At 67.3% G+C, this 14,131-nt stretch carries 11 protein-coding genes and 2 pseudogenes; 9 read left to right on the top strand and 4 right to left on the bottom strand.

Going from position 1 to position 14,131, the window contains the following annotated elements:
* Nucleotides 1–94: 94 nt before the first annotated feature.
* The 3 genes and pseudogenes from BR85_RS15435 to BR85_RS15215 all read right to left on the bottom strand — a co-directional run.
* A pseudogene (locus tag BR85_RS15435) lies at nt 95–241 on the bottom strand (IS3 family transposase); the annotation flags it as partial.
* Nucleotides 242–297: 56 nt separating this feature from the next.
* Entirely contained in the window at nt 298–1,293 is a 996-nt protein-coding gene (locus BR85_RS15210) for a glycosyltransferase (protein WP_081782622.1), read from the bottom strand.
* A gap of 7 nt (nt 1,294–1,300) precedes the next feature.
* Nucleotides 1,301–2,638, bottom strand: a complete 1,338-nt coding sequence (locus BR85_RS15215) for a lipopolysaccharide biosynthesis protein (protein WP_166657806.1) — start codon at nt 2,636–2,638, stop codon at nt 1,301–1,303.
* A 153-nt stretch (nt 2,639–2,791) separates the two neighbouring features.
* Between BR85_RS15215 and BR85_RS15220 the strand changes: the two are divergent.
* Together BR85_RS15220 and BR85_RS15540 are read left to right on the top strand one after the other, a co-directional pair.
* A pseudogene (locus BR85_RS15220) lies at nt 2,792–2,932 on the top strand (UDP-glucose 6-dehydrogenase); the annotation flags it as partial.
* Nucleotides 2,933–3,374: 442 nt separating this feature from the next.
* Nucleotides 3,375–4,232, top strand: coding sequence for a glycosyltransferase (locus BR85_RS15540; RefSeq protein ID WP_028494804.1), 858 nt, complete (start codon nt 3,375–3,377; stop codon nt 4,230–4,232).
* 145 nt (nt 4,233–4,377) lie between these two features.
* Here the strand turns inward: BR85_RS15540 and BR85_RS10470 are convergent, their stop codons facing one another.
* Nucleotides 4,378–4,905, bottom strand: a complete 528-nt coding sequence (locus BR85_RS10470) for a hypothetical protein (RefSeq protein WP_028494805.1) — start codon at nt 4,903–4,905, stop codon at nt 4,378–4,380.
* 164 nt (nt 4,906–5,069) lie between these two features.
* Here BR85_RS10470 and BR85_RS10475 point away from each other — a divergent pair, with 164 nt between their 5' ends.
* From BR85_RS10475 to BR85_RS10505, 7 genes are all read left to right on the top strand, one after another.
* The gene (locus BR85_RS10475) at nt 5,070–6,365 is read left to right on the top strand and encodes a UDP-glucose dehydrogenase family protein (RefSeq protein WP_028494806.1); all 1,296 of its coding nucleotides are present in this window, start codon (nt 5,070–5,072) and stop codon (nt 6,363–6,365) included.
* A 725-nt stretch (nt 6,366–7,090) separates the two neighbouring features.
* Nucleotides 7,091–8,143: a GDP-mannose 4,6-dehydratase gene (gmd, locus tag BR85_RS10480; RefSeq protein WP_028494812.1), complete on the top strand. Its 1,053-nt coding sequence runs from the start codon at nt 7,091–7,093 to the stop codon at nt 8,141–8,143.
* Nucleotides 8,140–9,120, top strand: coding sequence for a GDP-L-fucose synthase family protein (locus tag BR85_RS10485; protein WP_028494813.1), 981 nt, complete (start codon nt 8,140–8,142; stop codon nt 9,118–9,120). Before gmd ends, BR85_RS10485 begins: the two co-directional genes overlap by 4 nt.
* Nucleotides 9,121–9,372: 252 nt before the next feature.
* Nucleotides 9,373–10,281 carry a nucleotidyltransferase family protein gene (locus tag BR85_RS14930; RefSeq protein ID WP_051956222.1) on the top strand — a complete coding sequence of 303 codons (909 nt, stop codon included), beginning with the start codon at nt 9,373–9,375 and terminating at the stop codon, nt 10,279–10,281.
* A 73-nt stretch (nt 10,282–10,354) separates the two neighbouring features.
* The gene (locus BR85_RS10495) at nt 10,355–11,164 is read left to right on the top strand and encodes a response regulator transcription factor (protein ID WP_028494754.1); all 810 of its coding nucleotides are present in this window, start codon (nt 10,355–10,357) and stop codon (nt 11,162–11,164) included.
* A gap of 3 nt (nt 11,165–11,167) precedes the next feature.
* Nucleotides 11,168–12,829 carry a sensor histidine kinase gene (locus BR85_RS10500; protein WP_028494755.1) on the top strand — a complete coding sequence of 554 codons (1,662 nt, stop codon included), beginning with the start codon at nt 11,168–11,170 and terminating at the stop codon, nt 12,827–12,829.
* Nucleotides 12,826–13,959 (top strand): nucleotidyl cyclase domain-containing protein, encoded by a 1,134-nt coding sequence (locus BR85_RS10505; RefSeq protein ID WP_051526080.1) that lies wholly within the window; start codon nt 12,826–12,828, stop codon nt 13,957–13,959. Before BR85_RS10500 ends, BR85_RS10505 begins: the two co-directional genes overlap by 4 nt.
* The last annotated feature ends 172 nt before the right edge of the window (nt 13,960–14,131 follow it).

Genomic DNA, 14,131 nt, shown 5'->3' on the forward strand with positions numbered 1-14,131 from the left:
CGAGTTCGAGAACGCGTTCTATGCTGTCCAAGCCGACCGCGAACCGCTGGTCGGAATCAAATAGCGCGAGTCTCCACCAGACCCAGGGCGCTTCAATCCGGTTGGAATGGACGTCCTTGATCGCGCAACAGTAGAGCTTTCCTTCGGTCGTCCAATGCTCCGTGATGTCCGTGAGCCAGACCCGGTTCGGGGCATCGGCTCGGAACTGCCGCTTGACGTGATCGTCGAACACGGGCGGGCCGGTCTTCTTCCCCTCCCCCGCCGTCGGCGTTGCTGGGTACCAGCGGGCAGGCGGTATCACGGAAGGGGATATAGCGGATTGCGGCCCAGTCGGCCCTCTTCGCCGTCGCGGATAGCGCCAACTATGTACCGAAATTGAGCTCGATTTCCATACCGTGCGCAGAGTATCGCCAGCAACGAGAGCATGACGGATCGATTGATCCAGTATCGAGCTGAAGACTGCCGCCAAGCGAACTTTTCGAAATGTGCGCGATTGCGAAGGTAGTAATAGGTCCGGAAGTCGGGTTGCCCCGCCGCAATCGTGGCCCACCGATTGGTTTTCCTGCCCGCTTCGCCCGCCCACGAACTGTTCATGTCAATAATCAAGGCGTCGGAACTATGAACCAAAGCGAAACCAGCGGAGACGAGACCGAAAGTCTGCTCCACATCGTCTTCATAGAGAAGATAGTCCGGCGCATCTCTGTTGATCACTTCCAATGCCGCCATGCGAGGAAGGAGTAGACCGGCGTAAGGAGCGAAGCAAAGCAGATCCCCTCGGACCTCTGACCGAAGTCGGAGCACACGCCTAATGCGTCTGACGACAGTCTGAGACAGATCGAAGTTGAGGAAGCTTGACCTCTTGATCGCAGGCGGCTCATCTGCTGTCTCCCTTCCCTCCCTTTGCTTTGCCATTGAGACGAGGGCCCCGCCACGCGCGTTCGCAAACTGCCTGGACATTGCGACTGCCTTTTGAACTGAGCCTGCACCGAGCAGATCATCATCATCGAGAAGCAGTACGTAATCGCTAACAGGATTCGCCTGGGTCAATGCCAAGCGAATAGCTGCTCGAAAGCCACCGGCGCTCCCCAGGTTCTCGCTCAGTCGGTAGATCTCCACCATGCGGTTGCCAGAGAAGTCTTCGCGGACCTGCTTCTCGAAACCCGACGCAGCGCCGTTCATGACGACGACTACTCGGTGTTTGCTGTCGAGCGCTGAGCGAATACCCCGTTCCAAGTGCCCAATCCGGTCTCCACTGCCGTATGTCACAAACGCGATTGTTATGTCAGCGCTCATCAGTTGACTACTCACTTCCGGTCTCACCCGCCGAGCTGCCTCCGCGTTCTCCTCGTTTGCGAGCGACCCGAACCACTTCAATTGAGAGTCGCTTCAGATCCGCGACGTCCCCCCGGCGGACACCATAAAAGTTCCGAGCTTGCACCCCGACGAAGGCGCGCAGAAGCAGGATGTTCATGTTGCCCGCTACGAGACCTGCCGCAACGGTGGCCCACGCTGCGCCGATAGCGCCGTATGGCGGAACGAGGATCAGAATCAGAACGACGTTGACAACACACGCTGTGAGCATGGACAGGCTCCGAAGAATTGGTTTGCCCCGCGCCATTAGCCCGACGCCTGCTACTGAACCCGCGTTGCCAAGGACTGTCGACAGCAACAGAATCTGTACCACGACAATCGCTCCTGAATACTCGGCACCAAAGAGGAACGGTAGCCCCCACGGCACAATCAGGGCAATAGCAGCACAGGCTGTCACCGTTAGCAGCGTTGAGATCCGAGCAACTCGAGCCAGCCTGCCTATGTCCGGACTCCTCGACTCAAGGGATAGAAAGACGCTTCGAATCGAGTTGTTAGCTACTAGGACGATCTGACTGATGCTCACCGCGACGGCGTAGATGCCGAGTTGGTAGGAGGTGGACAGTGTGGGCATGAGCACTTGGTCAAGCAAAGAGAGCACAACCCCGCCGACTGAACCAATCCATACACCAGCCCCATACCGTGCCAGGGACATAGCCGGGACATCTTCATCCGTGGAGTCCGGCGCCACTGATCGGCGTAGTGGACGCAAATAAACCAAGACGCCAACAAAACCCGTGAGCATGATCGCGATCACCCCAGCCAACGCGCTCAACATGCCGAACGAGACCAGAATCACCAGCACCAGAAGCCGGGCTACCGGACCAACCAGTCCGTCCACCATCGAAGCGCCCCACCTTTGCTCGCCCACGGCCCATCCGCGCACCGCCATCGCGAGCATTGCAGGTAGACAAGCGAAGGCCGCCGCGACAATTAGCGCCTCGACCCGTGGACTACCCCCCGATACCAGCGGCGCAGCAAGGATCGTAGATACTGTGGCCAGCGTCCCGAGGAGCGCTCCAAGCAGCAAAGACCTACGTATCAGGTGCTTCGATCTACCGTTCAACCGGGCCGAGAAAAAAGTGGTTGCGTCTTGCAAGCCGACCGAGAAGAGCGCTATCGCAAGTTGCGCCGTTGCGGTGGCGGCTGCCACGTCACCGCGCTCCTCCACCGTTAGGGCTCGCGCAAGAAGAGGTGCACTTAGGAAGGCCGCCAGCGGTACGGCTAGGTTGCCTATCGAGAGTAAGGCGACGCCACGCTTCGCGCTCATCGTTCCGATCCTGCTAGCGTCCGATGGATAGAAGGCTCCCAAGCTCCGATCGTGGCAACGATCGCTACGGCCTGTCAAATCCGCCTCAGGTTCAACGTGAGCCCATGTCGAGAGTGTCATACGTGCACCTCCACCGCAGACAGGCTCCTTCCCATGCGACTTTCGGTCATCGGTTGTGGGTACCTCGGAGCTGTGCACGCGGCGGCAATGGCCTCGATCGGCCACGACGTGGTCGGCATCGACGTCGATCCGCGCAAGATCGATGCGCTCTCCCGCGGCGAAGCACCCTTCTTCACAACTAGCTCTCGAACGGGGAGTCTGGCGCGCGGCGTTTCGCGGTAACGAGCGCGATGCCCGCAGGCGCCAACGCGAGGGCGGCCTTCACGTTGGGAGCCTCCGCCCCGCTCACCCGTACCGGCTCCTGGATGACCGCGAGCGTCGCCGCTACCGGCAACGCCGACATTGCGCGCTCGGCTGTCGCACGCCCATCGAATACGAGACAGTCAACATCAACGACATCCCCGCCGCGAGCTGGCGAGCCGAACTGGATCGAAGACTATGGAGCAGGTCACCTACTCAGGTAGAAGTCCCGTTCTCGAGACCTGCGCCCACGCCAACGGATCGTTGCCGGCCGCACAGTACGCCGAAGTGGGGAGCTACCTCCTGCACAGCACAGTCGCGACCGATCCGCACCGCCCTCGCCGCCCGGGCACGACCGGGCTGGCAGGATGGGCGCGTGCCGGCATCCTTCGACCACGTGATCCTGACCCGCTACAGCGTCGCGTTCGCCGCCGACCAAGAGCCGGCCGACGACGACTGGCTCGCCTATCGGTGGGGCTTCTTTCGCGACGCATGCGCCTCATCGCTCGCCACCCAGAGCGTGCGCAACGTGACCTGGTTGGTCTTCTTCGACGCTCGCTCACCCGAGTGGCTGCGCGAAGAAGTTGCCGAACTCTCGCCAGGGCCTTTCACACCTGTCTGGCTCGATGAGCCCTGGTCACTGCACGCCATCCAGGCTGCGGTCGAATCCGTCACCCGTTCGCCGTATCTGATCACCACACGGCTCGACAGCGATGACGCACTTGCGGTGCGCTTCGTCGAAGACGTGCAGGCTCGCTTTTCAGGCCAAGACGGTCTCTACGTGAACTTCCTCCGCGGGGTGCAAGTCGAGCGCGGCGGCCAGCTGTTCCGCTACGACGCACCATCGAATCCGTTCATCTCCTACATCGAGAAGCGCCGCACCGACACCCCGCCGCGCACGGTGTTCCAAGACTTCGGTCACGGGCGCAGCATCCACCACGGCCCGCTGCTCAACGTCATCGGGCCACCGCGCTGGATGCAGGTCATTCACGGCGGCAACGTGCTCCACGACGTGCGCGGACTGCGCGAACGGCCCGCCGCCGCCAACCGCGAGTTCGACATCACGCTGCCGTTCCGCACCCACGTCGGTCCTGTGCCCTTCACACGCGAGTGGATCGTGAGCCTCGGGCGACTCGCGGTGTTGTGCATGAGGCAGCCCGCACGACTACGCGAACGGGTGCGTGCCACGGGCCTGCGGTTCGCAGGCACCCGCGTGTGGGCACAACGCGGCTGACGCACGGCGGGGCGGTGGACTCAACGTCCTCCAAGCACCGTGCACCGTCGAGCGGTCCGCGATCCGCGATCGCTCCTGCCCCGGCGCCATGTGACCAGGCTGCAAGCACCGCAAGAGCGCAGGAATCTTTTGCCAGCCCTCGCTTTCACACGCTTCGTAAAGCGTCACCGCAGGCTTTCCCGTAGTGCCCCTCACGGCGGCGATCGTCGCGCAAAACTCTCCCCAGAAGTGCCGACGACCGACATTTCATCACGTCTTGCGCACGTGGGGTGCGCAGCGAGCTTGTGGGGAGCTCCATGTCATCGTCGAAGCCGATCGATCGCCGAACGATCTTGAAAGGCGTCGCCTGGGCGACACCCGTCATTCTGTTCGCGACGGCGGCGCCGGCTGCGGCTACGTCTGTGCCTGACAGCGGGGCAACCTCGAGCGCGCCGCTCGTGAAGTCGGCGAGCGCGAAGCAGTACACGGTGTCGATGGATGCTTCCAGCACCAAACCCGTCACGATTGTCGCGACCATGACCGTCACCCCGGCCACAGCGGGCACGTGGACGACACCGAATGCGAACAACAACCAGACCACCGGCTCGTACTCCATCGCGAAGGTCTTCCCGTCAGGATCAACCCAGACGTTTACCTTCCCCGCCTTCGCGCGGGTGGACAACGCGAACGACACCGTGTTTTACTCGATCACTTCCACGGTCGATGGCGTTGCGGACGCCTCGATGACGAGGTCCGGAGAGCTCCGCTCCAAGTGAGCGTGGACCGTCTGCCACCTCGGTGACGGCGGTGTGCTCGGCCGACGAAATCAAGGCCTGAACGCCCGATAGGCTCCTTCTCATGCGACTCTCGGTCATCGGCTGTGGATACCTCGGAGCTGTGCACGCGGCGGCTATGGCCTCGATCGGCCACGACGTCGTCGGCATCGACGTCGATCCGCGCAAGATCGATGCGCTCTCCCGCGGCGAAGCACCCTTCTTCGAGCCCGGGCTCCCCGAGATCCTCTCCGAAGGCGTCGCCTCGGGCCGCCTACGCTTCACGACCGACATCGCTCAAGCGAAGGGCGCCGCGGTGCACTTCATCGGCGTCGGCACTCCGCAGCAGAAAGACGGCTACGCGGCCGACCTCACCTACGTCAACGCGGCCGTCGACGCGCTCCTCCCCCACCTCACCCCCGGCGATATCGTCGCCGGCAAGTCGACCGTGCCGGTCGGCACCGCGGCGGGCCTTACCCCGCGCATCGAGGCGGCCGGCGCGACGCTCGTGTGGAACCCCGAGTTCCTCCGCGAAGGCTGGGCGGTGCAAGACACGATCGACCCCGACCGGCTCGTCGTGGGTGGTTCGGCCGAAGCCGCCGATGTGCTCCGCGAGGTCTACCACCCCGCCGTCGCCAAGGGCACGCCGTTCCTCGTGACCGACCTCGCCACGGCAGAGCTCGTCAAGGTCGCCGCGAACGCGTTCCTCGCGACCAAGATCAGCTTCATCAACGCGATGGCCGAGATCGCCGAAGTCACCGGCGCCGACGTCACCCAGCTCGCCGATGCGATCGGGTACGACGACCGCATCGGCCGCAAGTTCCTCGGCGCCGGCATCGGCTTCGGCGGCGGGTGCTTGCCGAAAGACATCCGCGCCTTCGCCGCGCGCGCCGAAGAGCTCGGCCGCGGCGAATCGGTCGCGTTCCTTCGCGAAATCGACGAGATCAACCTGCGTCGCCGCGAACGCGCCGTGGACCTTGTCGTCGCGGCGTTCGGCGGCTCGGTCTTCGAGAAGAAGGTCACCGTCCTCGGCGCCGCCTTCAAGCCGCACTCCGACGACATCCGCGACTCGCCCGCCCTCGACGTGGCCGTGCGCCTGCGCGGCCTCGGCGCCGATGTCACCGTGACCGACCCGGAAGCGATCGAGAACGCGCGCCGGATCCACCCGCAGCTGACCTACGTCGCAGACCGCGACGACGCGCTCCGCGGGGCGGATGCGGTGATCGTCGTCACCGAATGGGATGAGTACCGGCGACAGCTCGACCCGGCGCACGCCGCGTCGTTGACGAACGGGCAGATCATCGTCGACGGCCGGAACTGCCTCGACCCGGCCGCGTGGCGCGCCGCAGGGTGGCAGTACTACGGCATGGGTCGCCCGTAGCGCACAGCTAGAGTCGGGGCGCGCCCGAACCGGCATCCATCAGACTGGACGAAGCCGTCGATCTCGCGCACGCCTGGCTGCAGCAGGCGGCCGACGCGCACGGCATTCGGGTGCTGTTCATCAAGGGCCCGGCACTTCATCGTCAGGGTCTGCGCTCGGCTCGTGTTTCGGGTGACGTGGATGTTCTGGTGGAGCCCGCGGGCTTTCGTGACTTCTGCGGACATCTGGCCGACGTCGGGGAACCCTGACGCAAGAGCGTCACGCGGCCGACGGAGTTGCTCGCGGTCGAGCTGACGGAGGTGGAGCGGATGCAGCTCGCGGACCTTGGCGCCGCTACCGCCAGCACCCAAGCACTCCAGGCGGTGCTCCCCCGTCTCGGCGTGGATCTCCCTCCTCCTCCGGGCGCCCCGTGCTCGCAGGCACCGACCCGGGCGGAACCACGGCCGAAGAAGTGGCGCGCGCCGGCGCTGGTGTGGTCGTCCCCAGCGGGGACACGAGCGCCCTGTGCGAGACGGCCCGCGCCCCGACAGCCAACGGCGACGAAGGCCGGCGCAAAATGGGGGGAGAGCGGCCGAGGGTTCCGCGATAGCGTACTCACGGAGACGAGGGCGATCGACGCGTTTGAAGCCCTCTTCCCCCGCCTCATCGACGGTGATGGGTCGAACCTTTGAGACCGACGCCACCCCTGTGGCCCGCAGCCACGCTTGACAACCCGCGGAGACCCCATGACCAAGCGCGCATTCATCACCGGCATCACGGGGCAAGACGGCTCCTACCTCGCTGAGCTGCTCCTCGCGAAGGGATACGAGGTGCACGGCCTCATCCGTCGCGCCTCCACTTTCAACACCGCGCGCATCGACCACCTCTACGTCGACCCGCACGACCCGTCCGCGAAGCTCTTCCTGCACTACGGCGACCTCAGCGACGGCGCACGGCTCGTGACGCTGCTCGCTGAGATCAATCCCCACGAGGTGTACAACCTCGCCGCCCAGTCGCACGTGCGCGTCTCGTTCGACGAGCCCGAGCACACCGCGGATACGACCGGCACCGGCACGGTCCGCCTGCTCGAGGCCGTACGCATGTCGGGCATCAACACGCGTTTCTACCAGGCGTCCTCCTCGGAGCTGTACGGCGCGACGCCGCCGCCCCAGTCGGAGACGACGCCCTTCTACCCCCGCTCCCCCTACGCGGCCGCGAAGCTGTACTCGTTCTGGATCACCAAGAACTACCGCGAGGCGTACGACATGTTCGCGGTCAACGGCATCCTGTTCAACCACGAGTCACCGCGCCGCGGTGAGACGTTCGTGACCCGCAAGATCACCCGCGCCGTGGCCCGCATCAAGGCGGGTACGCAGAAGGACCTCTACCTCGGCAACCTTGAGTCGGTGCGCGACTGGGGCTATGCCGCGGAATACGTCGAGGGCATGTGGCGGATGCTGCAGGTCGACACCCCCGACGACTACGTGCTGGCGACCGGCGTCGGCTACACGATCAAGGACTTCCTCGAGGCCTCCTTCGGCCACGTCGGCCTCGACTGGCAGGAGTTCGTGAAGTTCGACGAGCGCTACCTGCGACCCACCGAGGTCGACGCCCTCATCGGCGACTCCTCGAAGGCGCAGGAAGCGCTCGGGTGGACCCCCACCGTCGACGGGGCGCAGCTCGCGACCCTCATGGTCGACGCCGACATCACGGCACTCGAGCAGGGCCCGACGTGGATCGACACCGTGAAGCTCGCGTCGTGGAACACGGCCGACTTCGCGTCGCAGGGCGCCGCGTGACCAGCGCGGACGGCGTCGACTTCACCCCCGGCGAGCTCGATCGGGATGCGACGTTCTACGTCGCCGGTCACCGCGGGCTCGTCGGCTCCGCCATCGTGCGCAAGCTCGAGGCATCGGGCTTCGAGCGGGTCGTCGGGAAGAGCTCGGCCGAGCTCGACTTGAAGGATCGCGACGCCGTGTTCGCCTACATGGCGGAGATCAAGCCGAAGTACGTCGTCCTGGCGGCGGCGAAGGTCGGCGGCATCCTCGCGAACAGCACCTACCCGGTCGACTTCCTCAGCGACAACATCCGCATCCAGACCAACGTGCTCGACGCGGCGCTCGCCAACGACGTCGAACGGGTCGCGTTCCTCGGGTCGTCGTGCATCTACCCGAAGTTCGCCGCGCAGCCGATCCGCGAGGATTCGCTGCTGACCGGGCACCTCGAGCCGACCAACGACGCGTACGCGATCGCGAAGATCGCCGGCGTCCTGCACACGCAGGCGGTACGCCGGCAGTACGGGCTCCCCTGGATCTCGGCGATGCCGACGAATCTCTACGGCCCGAACGACAACTTCTCGCCGAAGGGGTCGCACGTGCTTCCTGCGCTGATCCGGCGCTACGACGAGGCCGCTGCCTCGGGTGCCCCGACGGTCACGAACTGGGGCACCGGCACGCCGCGCCGCGAATTCCTGCACTCCGATGACATGGCCGACGCCGTGCTGCACCTCATGGAGCACTACGACGGGCCCGAGCAGGTCAACGTGGGCACCGGGTCGGATGTCACGATCCGCGAGATCGCGGAGACGATCGGCGAGGTCGTCGGGTTCACCGGCAAGACCGAGTGGGACACGACGAAACCCGACGGCACCCCGCAGAAGCTTCTCGACGTCTCGAAGCTCGCGGAAGCCGGCTGGAGGTCGAAGATCTCGCTTCAGGACGGCCTGGAGCGCACGGTCGCCTGGTACCGCGACAACGTCGGCCACCTCCGCGAGTGAGCCGCAGCACACGTCATCTTGAACCCATAGACGGCGCGTCCACCGCGACGGGACCGCGCCTGCGCGGCCTCGGCGCCGATGTCACCATGACCGACCCGGAAGCGATCGCGAACGCGCACCGGATCAACCCCCAGCTCACCAACGTCGAAGAGCGCGCGACGGCCGGAACTGCCTCGACCCGGCCGCGTGGCGCGCCGCGGGGTGGCAGTACTACGGCATGGGTCGCCCCTAGCGCACAGCTAGAGTCGGGGCGTGCCCGAACCCGCGTCCATCAGACTGGACGAAGCCGTCGATCTCGCGCACGCCTGGCTGCAGCAGGCGGCCGACGCGCACGGCATTCGGGTGCTGTTCATCAAGGGCCCGGCGCTTCATCGTCAGGGTCTGCGCTCGGCTCGTGTTTCGGGTGACGTCGACGTTCTGGTGGAGCCGGCGGGCTTTCGCGACTTCTGCACACATCTGGCCGACGTCGGCTGGAGGCAGCGCGACGCGATGCTCCTCAGTGAGTTCACGACGCTCCACTCCAAGACCTACCTCCGCGAGGGTTGGCCCTGCGACATCGACGTGCACAGCTACTACCCCGGCTTCCTCGGTGATCCTTCGGTCGTCTTCGAGTCGCTGTGGGCGCGGCGCATGCCCCTCGAGTTCGCTCACCAGCCCTGCCTGGTCCCGGACCGCGTCGCCGGAGTGCTGATCCTCGCCCTCCACTCACTCCGGGGAACCGTGACGCAAGAGCGTCACGCGGCCGAGTTGACGGAGTTGCTCACGGTCGAGCTGACGGAGGTGGAGCGGATGCAGCTCGCGGACCTTGCCGCCGCTACCGGCAGCACCCAAACACTTCAGGCCGTGCTCCCCCGTCTGGGCGTGGATCTCCCGGCATCCCCTGACGGGACGATTCCCGGCTTGCGCGAGTGGCGCGAACGCCTCGAGGCGGGATCGGTGGGCGCCTATCAGTGGTTCGTCGCCTTCCGGAGATCGCAGGGCCTCGCGAAGCTCCGCATCCTGTGGCGCGCGATCTGGCCCACCGATCACGATCTGCTGATCGCGCGACCGGAGATTCCCGACGCGTTCTGGCCGAAGCTCCGGGGCCGCGTGGCGCGCTGGGGACGCGGCCTGCGGTCGCTGCCGCGCGCAGTGCGCGCGATCTGGCACAATCGGGGCTAGCAGGGCACGCTTCAGCAACGGGCCCGGCAGACCGCGCCGAAGCGGCGCGGCACAACACCCGTAAGAGAGACCTATGAGCGACCTCGGTTCCGCAGCGCCCTTGGCCGTCGTCATCGACGATGACGACGATGTGCGACACCTGCTCGTCCAGATCCTGACGAGCGCCGGGTTCGCCCCCATCGCCGTGAACAACGGCATCGCCGGCGTCGAAGCCGTCGCCACCCACCGCCCGGTCATCACGACACTCGACGTGAACATGCCCGGCATCGACGGGTTCGAGACCGCTCGCCGCATCCGCGAGATCAGCGACACCTACATCCTGCTCATCACGGCCCTCGCCGACGAGGCCGACGCCGTGCTCGGCTTCAGCGTCGGCGTCGACGACGTGGTCGTCAAGCCCTTCCGCGCGCGGGAGCTGCGCGCCCGGGTGTCCGCGATCCTCCGCCGCGTCCGCGTTCCCAACGCCGGTGCGCCGACCGGTACGGCGGCGGCCGAGTCGGCGGGCGACGCGTCCCCGTCGCGCCACGTGCTGCGCCAGGACGGCCTCGTCCTCGACCTCGACGACCACACCGTCACCCTCGACGGCGAGGAGATCGCCCTGACGCGCAGCGAGTTCGACCTGCTCGCCACCCTGCTCGGCTCGGAGCGACGGGTGCGCAGCAAGGCCGACCTCGTCCTCACCCTCCGCGACGAGTCGCACCTCAGCACCGACATCGTCACCGAGTCGGAGGAGCGCGCGATCGAGGCGCACATCACGAACCTGCGCCGAAAGCTCGGCGAATCCGCCGCCCGCCCCCGCTTCATCGAGACGGTGCGCGGCGCCGGCTACCGCGCCGTCTCCCCTCGTCGGCACACCCAGCCGGTGCCGACGGTGGCCGGCTAGCCGGTGCGGCCGGAACACACCCCGGAGGTCGCGCAGCAGAGCCGCTCCGGGTCCGCTCGCGCCTGGGGAGACGCCCGCTCCCGCTCGATCTGGCAGTGGCAGCTGATGGTCGCCCTCAGCGCCGGCACGATCGCCATCGCGATCGCCCTCCTCGAGCCAGAGGTCTACGCGCTGGCGACGTTCGGCGGCGGCCTCATCCTGATCCTCCTGCTCACCTGCGCGACCCTGGCCGCGCCGTGGCCGCGGTTCGGCAAGCACGTCATCGCGCTGGTCCCCGCCCTCGACATCGTCGCCATCGGGATGCTGTACGCCGGCAACGACGCCCGGCTCGGCTTCCTGTGGGTCTTCCCGATCGCGTGGATCTCGACCTACTACGGCATCGGATGGCTCATCGCCGCGCTCGGCGAGATCGCCGCGCTCGTGCTGGCGCACGCCCCGACCGCACCCCTCACACCAGACCTGGCGCTGCGCCTGCTCGTCGTGCTGCTCTGCCTCGGCCTGCTCGGCATGACGATCCAGATCGGCGCGCGGCGCACCCGCGCGTTCTCCCGCCTGCTGCGGCGGCAGTCCGCCCAGCTCACCCGCACGCTGCACCGCGTCGAAGCGCAGGAGGCGGGCGCGGCGGCGCTGTTCGAATCCATGGAGACCGGCCTCGCCCGCATCGACCGGCACGGGGTGATCCTCGCCGCGAACCGGGCGTACCGGGCGCTGTACGGCATCGACGACGTCCCCGCGACGCGGCCGGCGAGCGCCGTCGAGTACGACGACTACCGCGGCTTCGCCCTCCCCCGCGACTGCACGACCGTCGCGCGGGCCGCCCGTGCGGAGGAGTTCGAGAACGAGCGCGTGTGGCTGTTCGACCCGCACGGGGCGTGGCGCGCGCTCGACGTGTCGAGTCGCGTGATGCCCGACGGCCCGGTCGAGACCCCCGGCATCCTGCTCACCGTGCACGATGCGACCGGCGCGTTCCGCGCCGCCCAGGAGCGGCAGACCGTGTCGAGCATCGTGTCGCACGAACTGCGCAACCCCCTCACCGCGATCGCCGGGCACACCGACCTGCTGCTCGACCGGGACGATCTGCCGCCCGGCGTCCACGACCAGCTCGCCGTGATCGAGAACGCGAGCGCCCGGATGCAGCGCCTCATCACCTCGGCGCTCTCCGCCCACGCGGCCCCCGCCGAAGACGCCCGCGCCGAACTCGACCTCCGCACCGTCATGATGGCATCCGTCGACGCATTCCAGCCGACCGCCCACGCGGCGGAGGTCGAGATCCGCAGCATCGTCGACGGCGACCTTCCCATCTGCGGCGATGCCTTCCGGCTGCGCCAGGTGATCGACAATGTGCTCGGCAACGCCGTGAAGTACACCGGACGCGGGGGCCTCGTGACGATCTCCTCCGCCCGATCGGGCGACGCCGTCGAGCTCGTCGTCGCCGACACGGGGATCGGCATCGCCCCCGACGACCTGACCCGCGTCTTCGACCGCGACTTCCGCGCCCAGACAGCCCGCGACAGCGGCATCCCCGGCACCGGACTCGGCATGGGCATCGCCCGGGAGATCGTCGACCAGCACGACGGCACCCTGACGATCGCGAGCACCATCGGCGTCGGCACGCGCGTCACCCTCCGCCTGCCCGCGGCCTCGACAGAAGGAATCACGGCGTGATCAACACCGGCACCAGCGTCAGCTACGCGGTCCTGGCCCTCCTCAGCACCGGTCTGGTGGTCGGCCTGGGCTTCCTCGCGCGGCCGTCGCGTGCAACGTCGCTGTGGGCGTTCGCGTTCACCATCGCGACCATCGGGTCGTTCGCGTGGGTCGCCGCCGACACGATGGGCTCGCTGCCGCTGCGGGCGGCGGCGTCGGGCCTGCTGCTCGGAGCCAGCGCGTTCGTGTGGGTCGGCCTGCGCGCGTGGCGCGACGCGGCCCGCCTCTACTGGCTGCCCGCCCTCGCGTACTGCGTGGCCTCGCCGCTCCTGCTCGCCGCGACGGCGACGAGCACCCACTACGCGCTCATCTTCCGCCTCGATTTCGCTGTCGCGGCGGTCGTCGCCGCGCTCATCCTCGTGGAGCTCATCCGCCTCGGGAGCGAGCGTCGCGGCGAGGCGCTGCCGCTGGCGCTCGCCTCGGGAGGCTACGTGGCATTCGCCATCCTCTCGCTCATCGACGGTGCGGTGCGGTTCGCACAGACCGGCACCATCGCGGCCGATGCGGACGCACTCGGACTCGTGCGCGAGCTCAACTCGCTGGGCTCGCTCGTCTACATCGTGTGCGCGCTCGTCACGGTGCTGCTGCTCGCCCGCACCGCGTCGGCTCCCGCCGGTCCGGCCGCGTCGACCTGCTTCGCCGACGTCGCGGCCGACCGTCTCGATCGGGCCCGCGCGGCCGGCGATCAGTGGTGGTCGGTGCTCGACATCCGTCTCGATGACCCCGACGACCTGCGCGACGCGTCGAGTGCGATCGCGTTCGCCGCGATCACGGACGGGTTCGCGCGCGATGTCCGTGCCGCGCTTCCGGCGGATGCCGACATCGACGCCCGCGGCGATACCGGGTTCGTCGTGCTCCTGCCCCGGCCTGAAGGCGCCGTGCGGCAGGTGCTGTCGCGCCTGCTCGCCCGCGTTGCGGCAGCGGATGCCGCGCAGCCGACGAGCGTGCGGCTGTCGGCCAGCATCGGCTGGGCGAGTGTGGATGCCGTCGGCTACGACCTCGACGACATGCTCGAGGCCGCCGCGGCACGCGTCACGGAGGCCCAGCGTCGCGGCGGCGATCGGTGGGAGCGCACCCAAATCGCAGGTTGAGCGCAATTTCAGCGCAAGATCCCCCCAACTCCCGCAGGACGGCGGGCGAGCGATCCTACGCTCGCGAGTGAGACACGACGACCCCGTCAGCAGTCACCCGAAGACCGCTGCCGGCCGATCGCCACCCGAAGGCGATCGGGTCGTCGTGATCTCGAACGTGATCTGGGGAGTT

It is taken from the genome of Microbacterium sp. UNCCL10, from assembly GCF_000746195.1.
Taxonomy (GTDB): Bacteria; Actinomycetota; Actinomycetes; order Actinomycetales; family Microbacteriaceae; genus Microbacterium; species Microbacterium saccharophilum.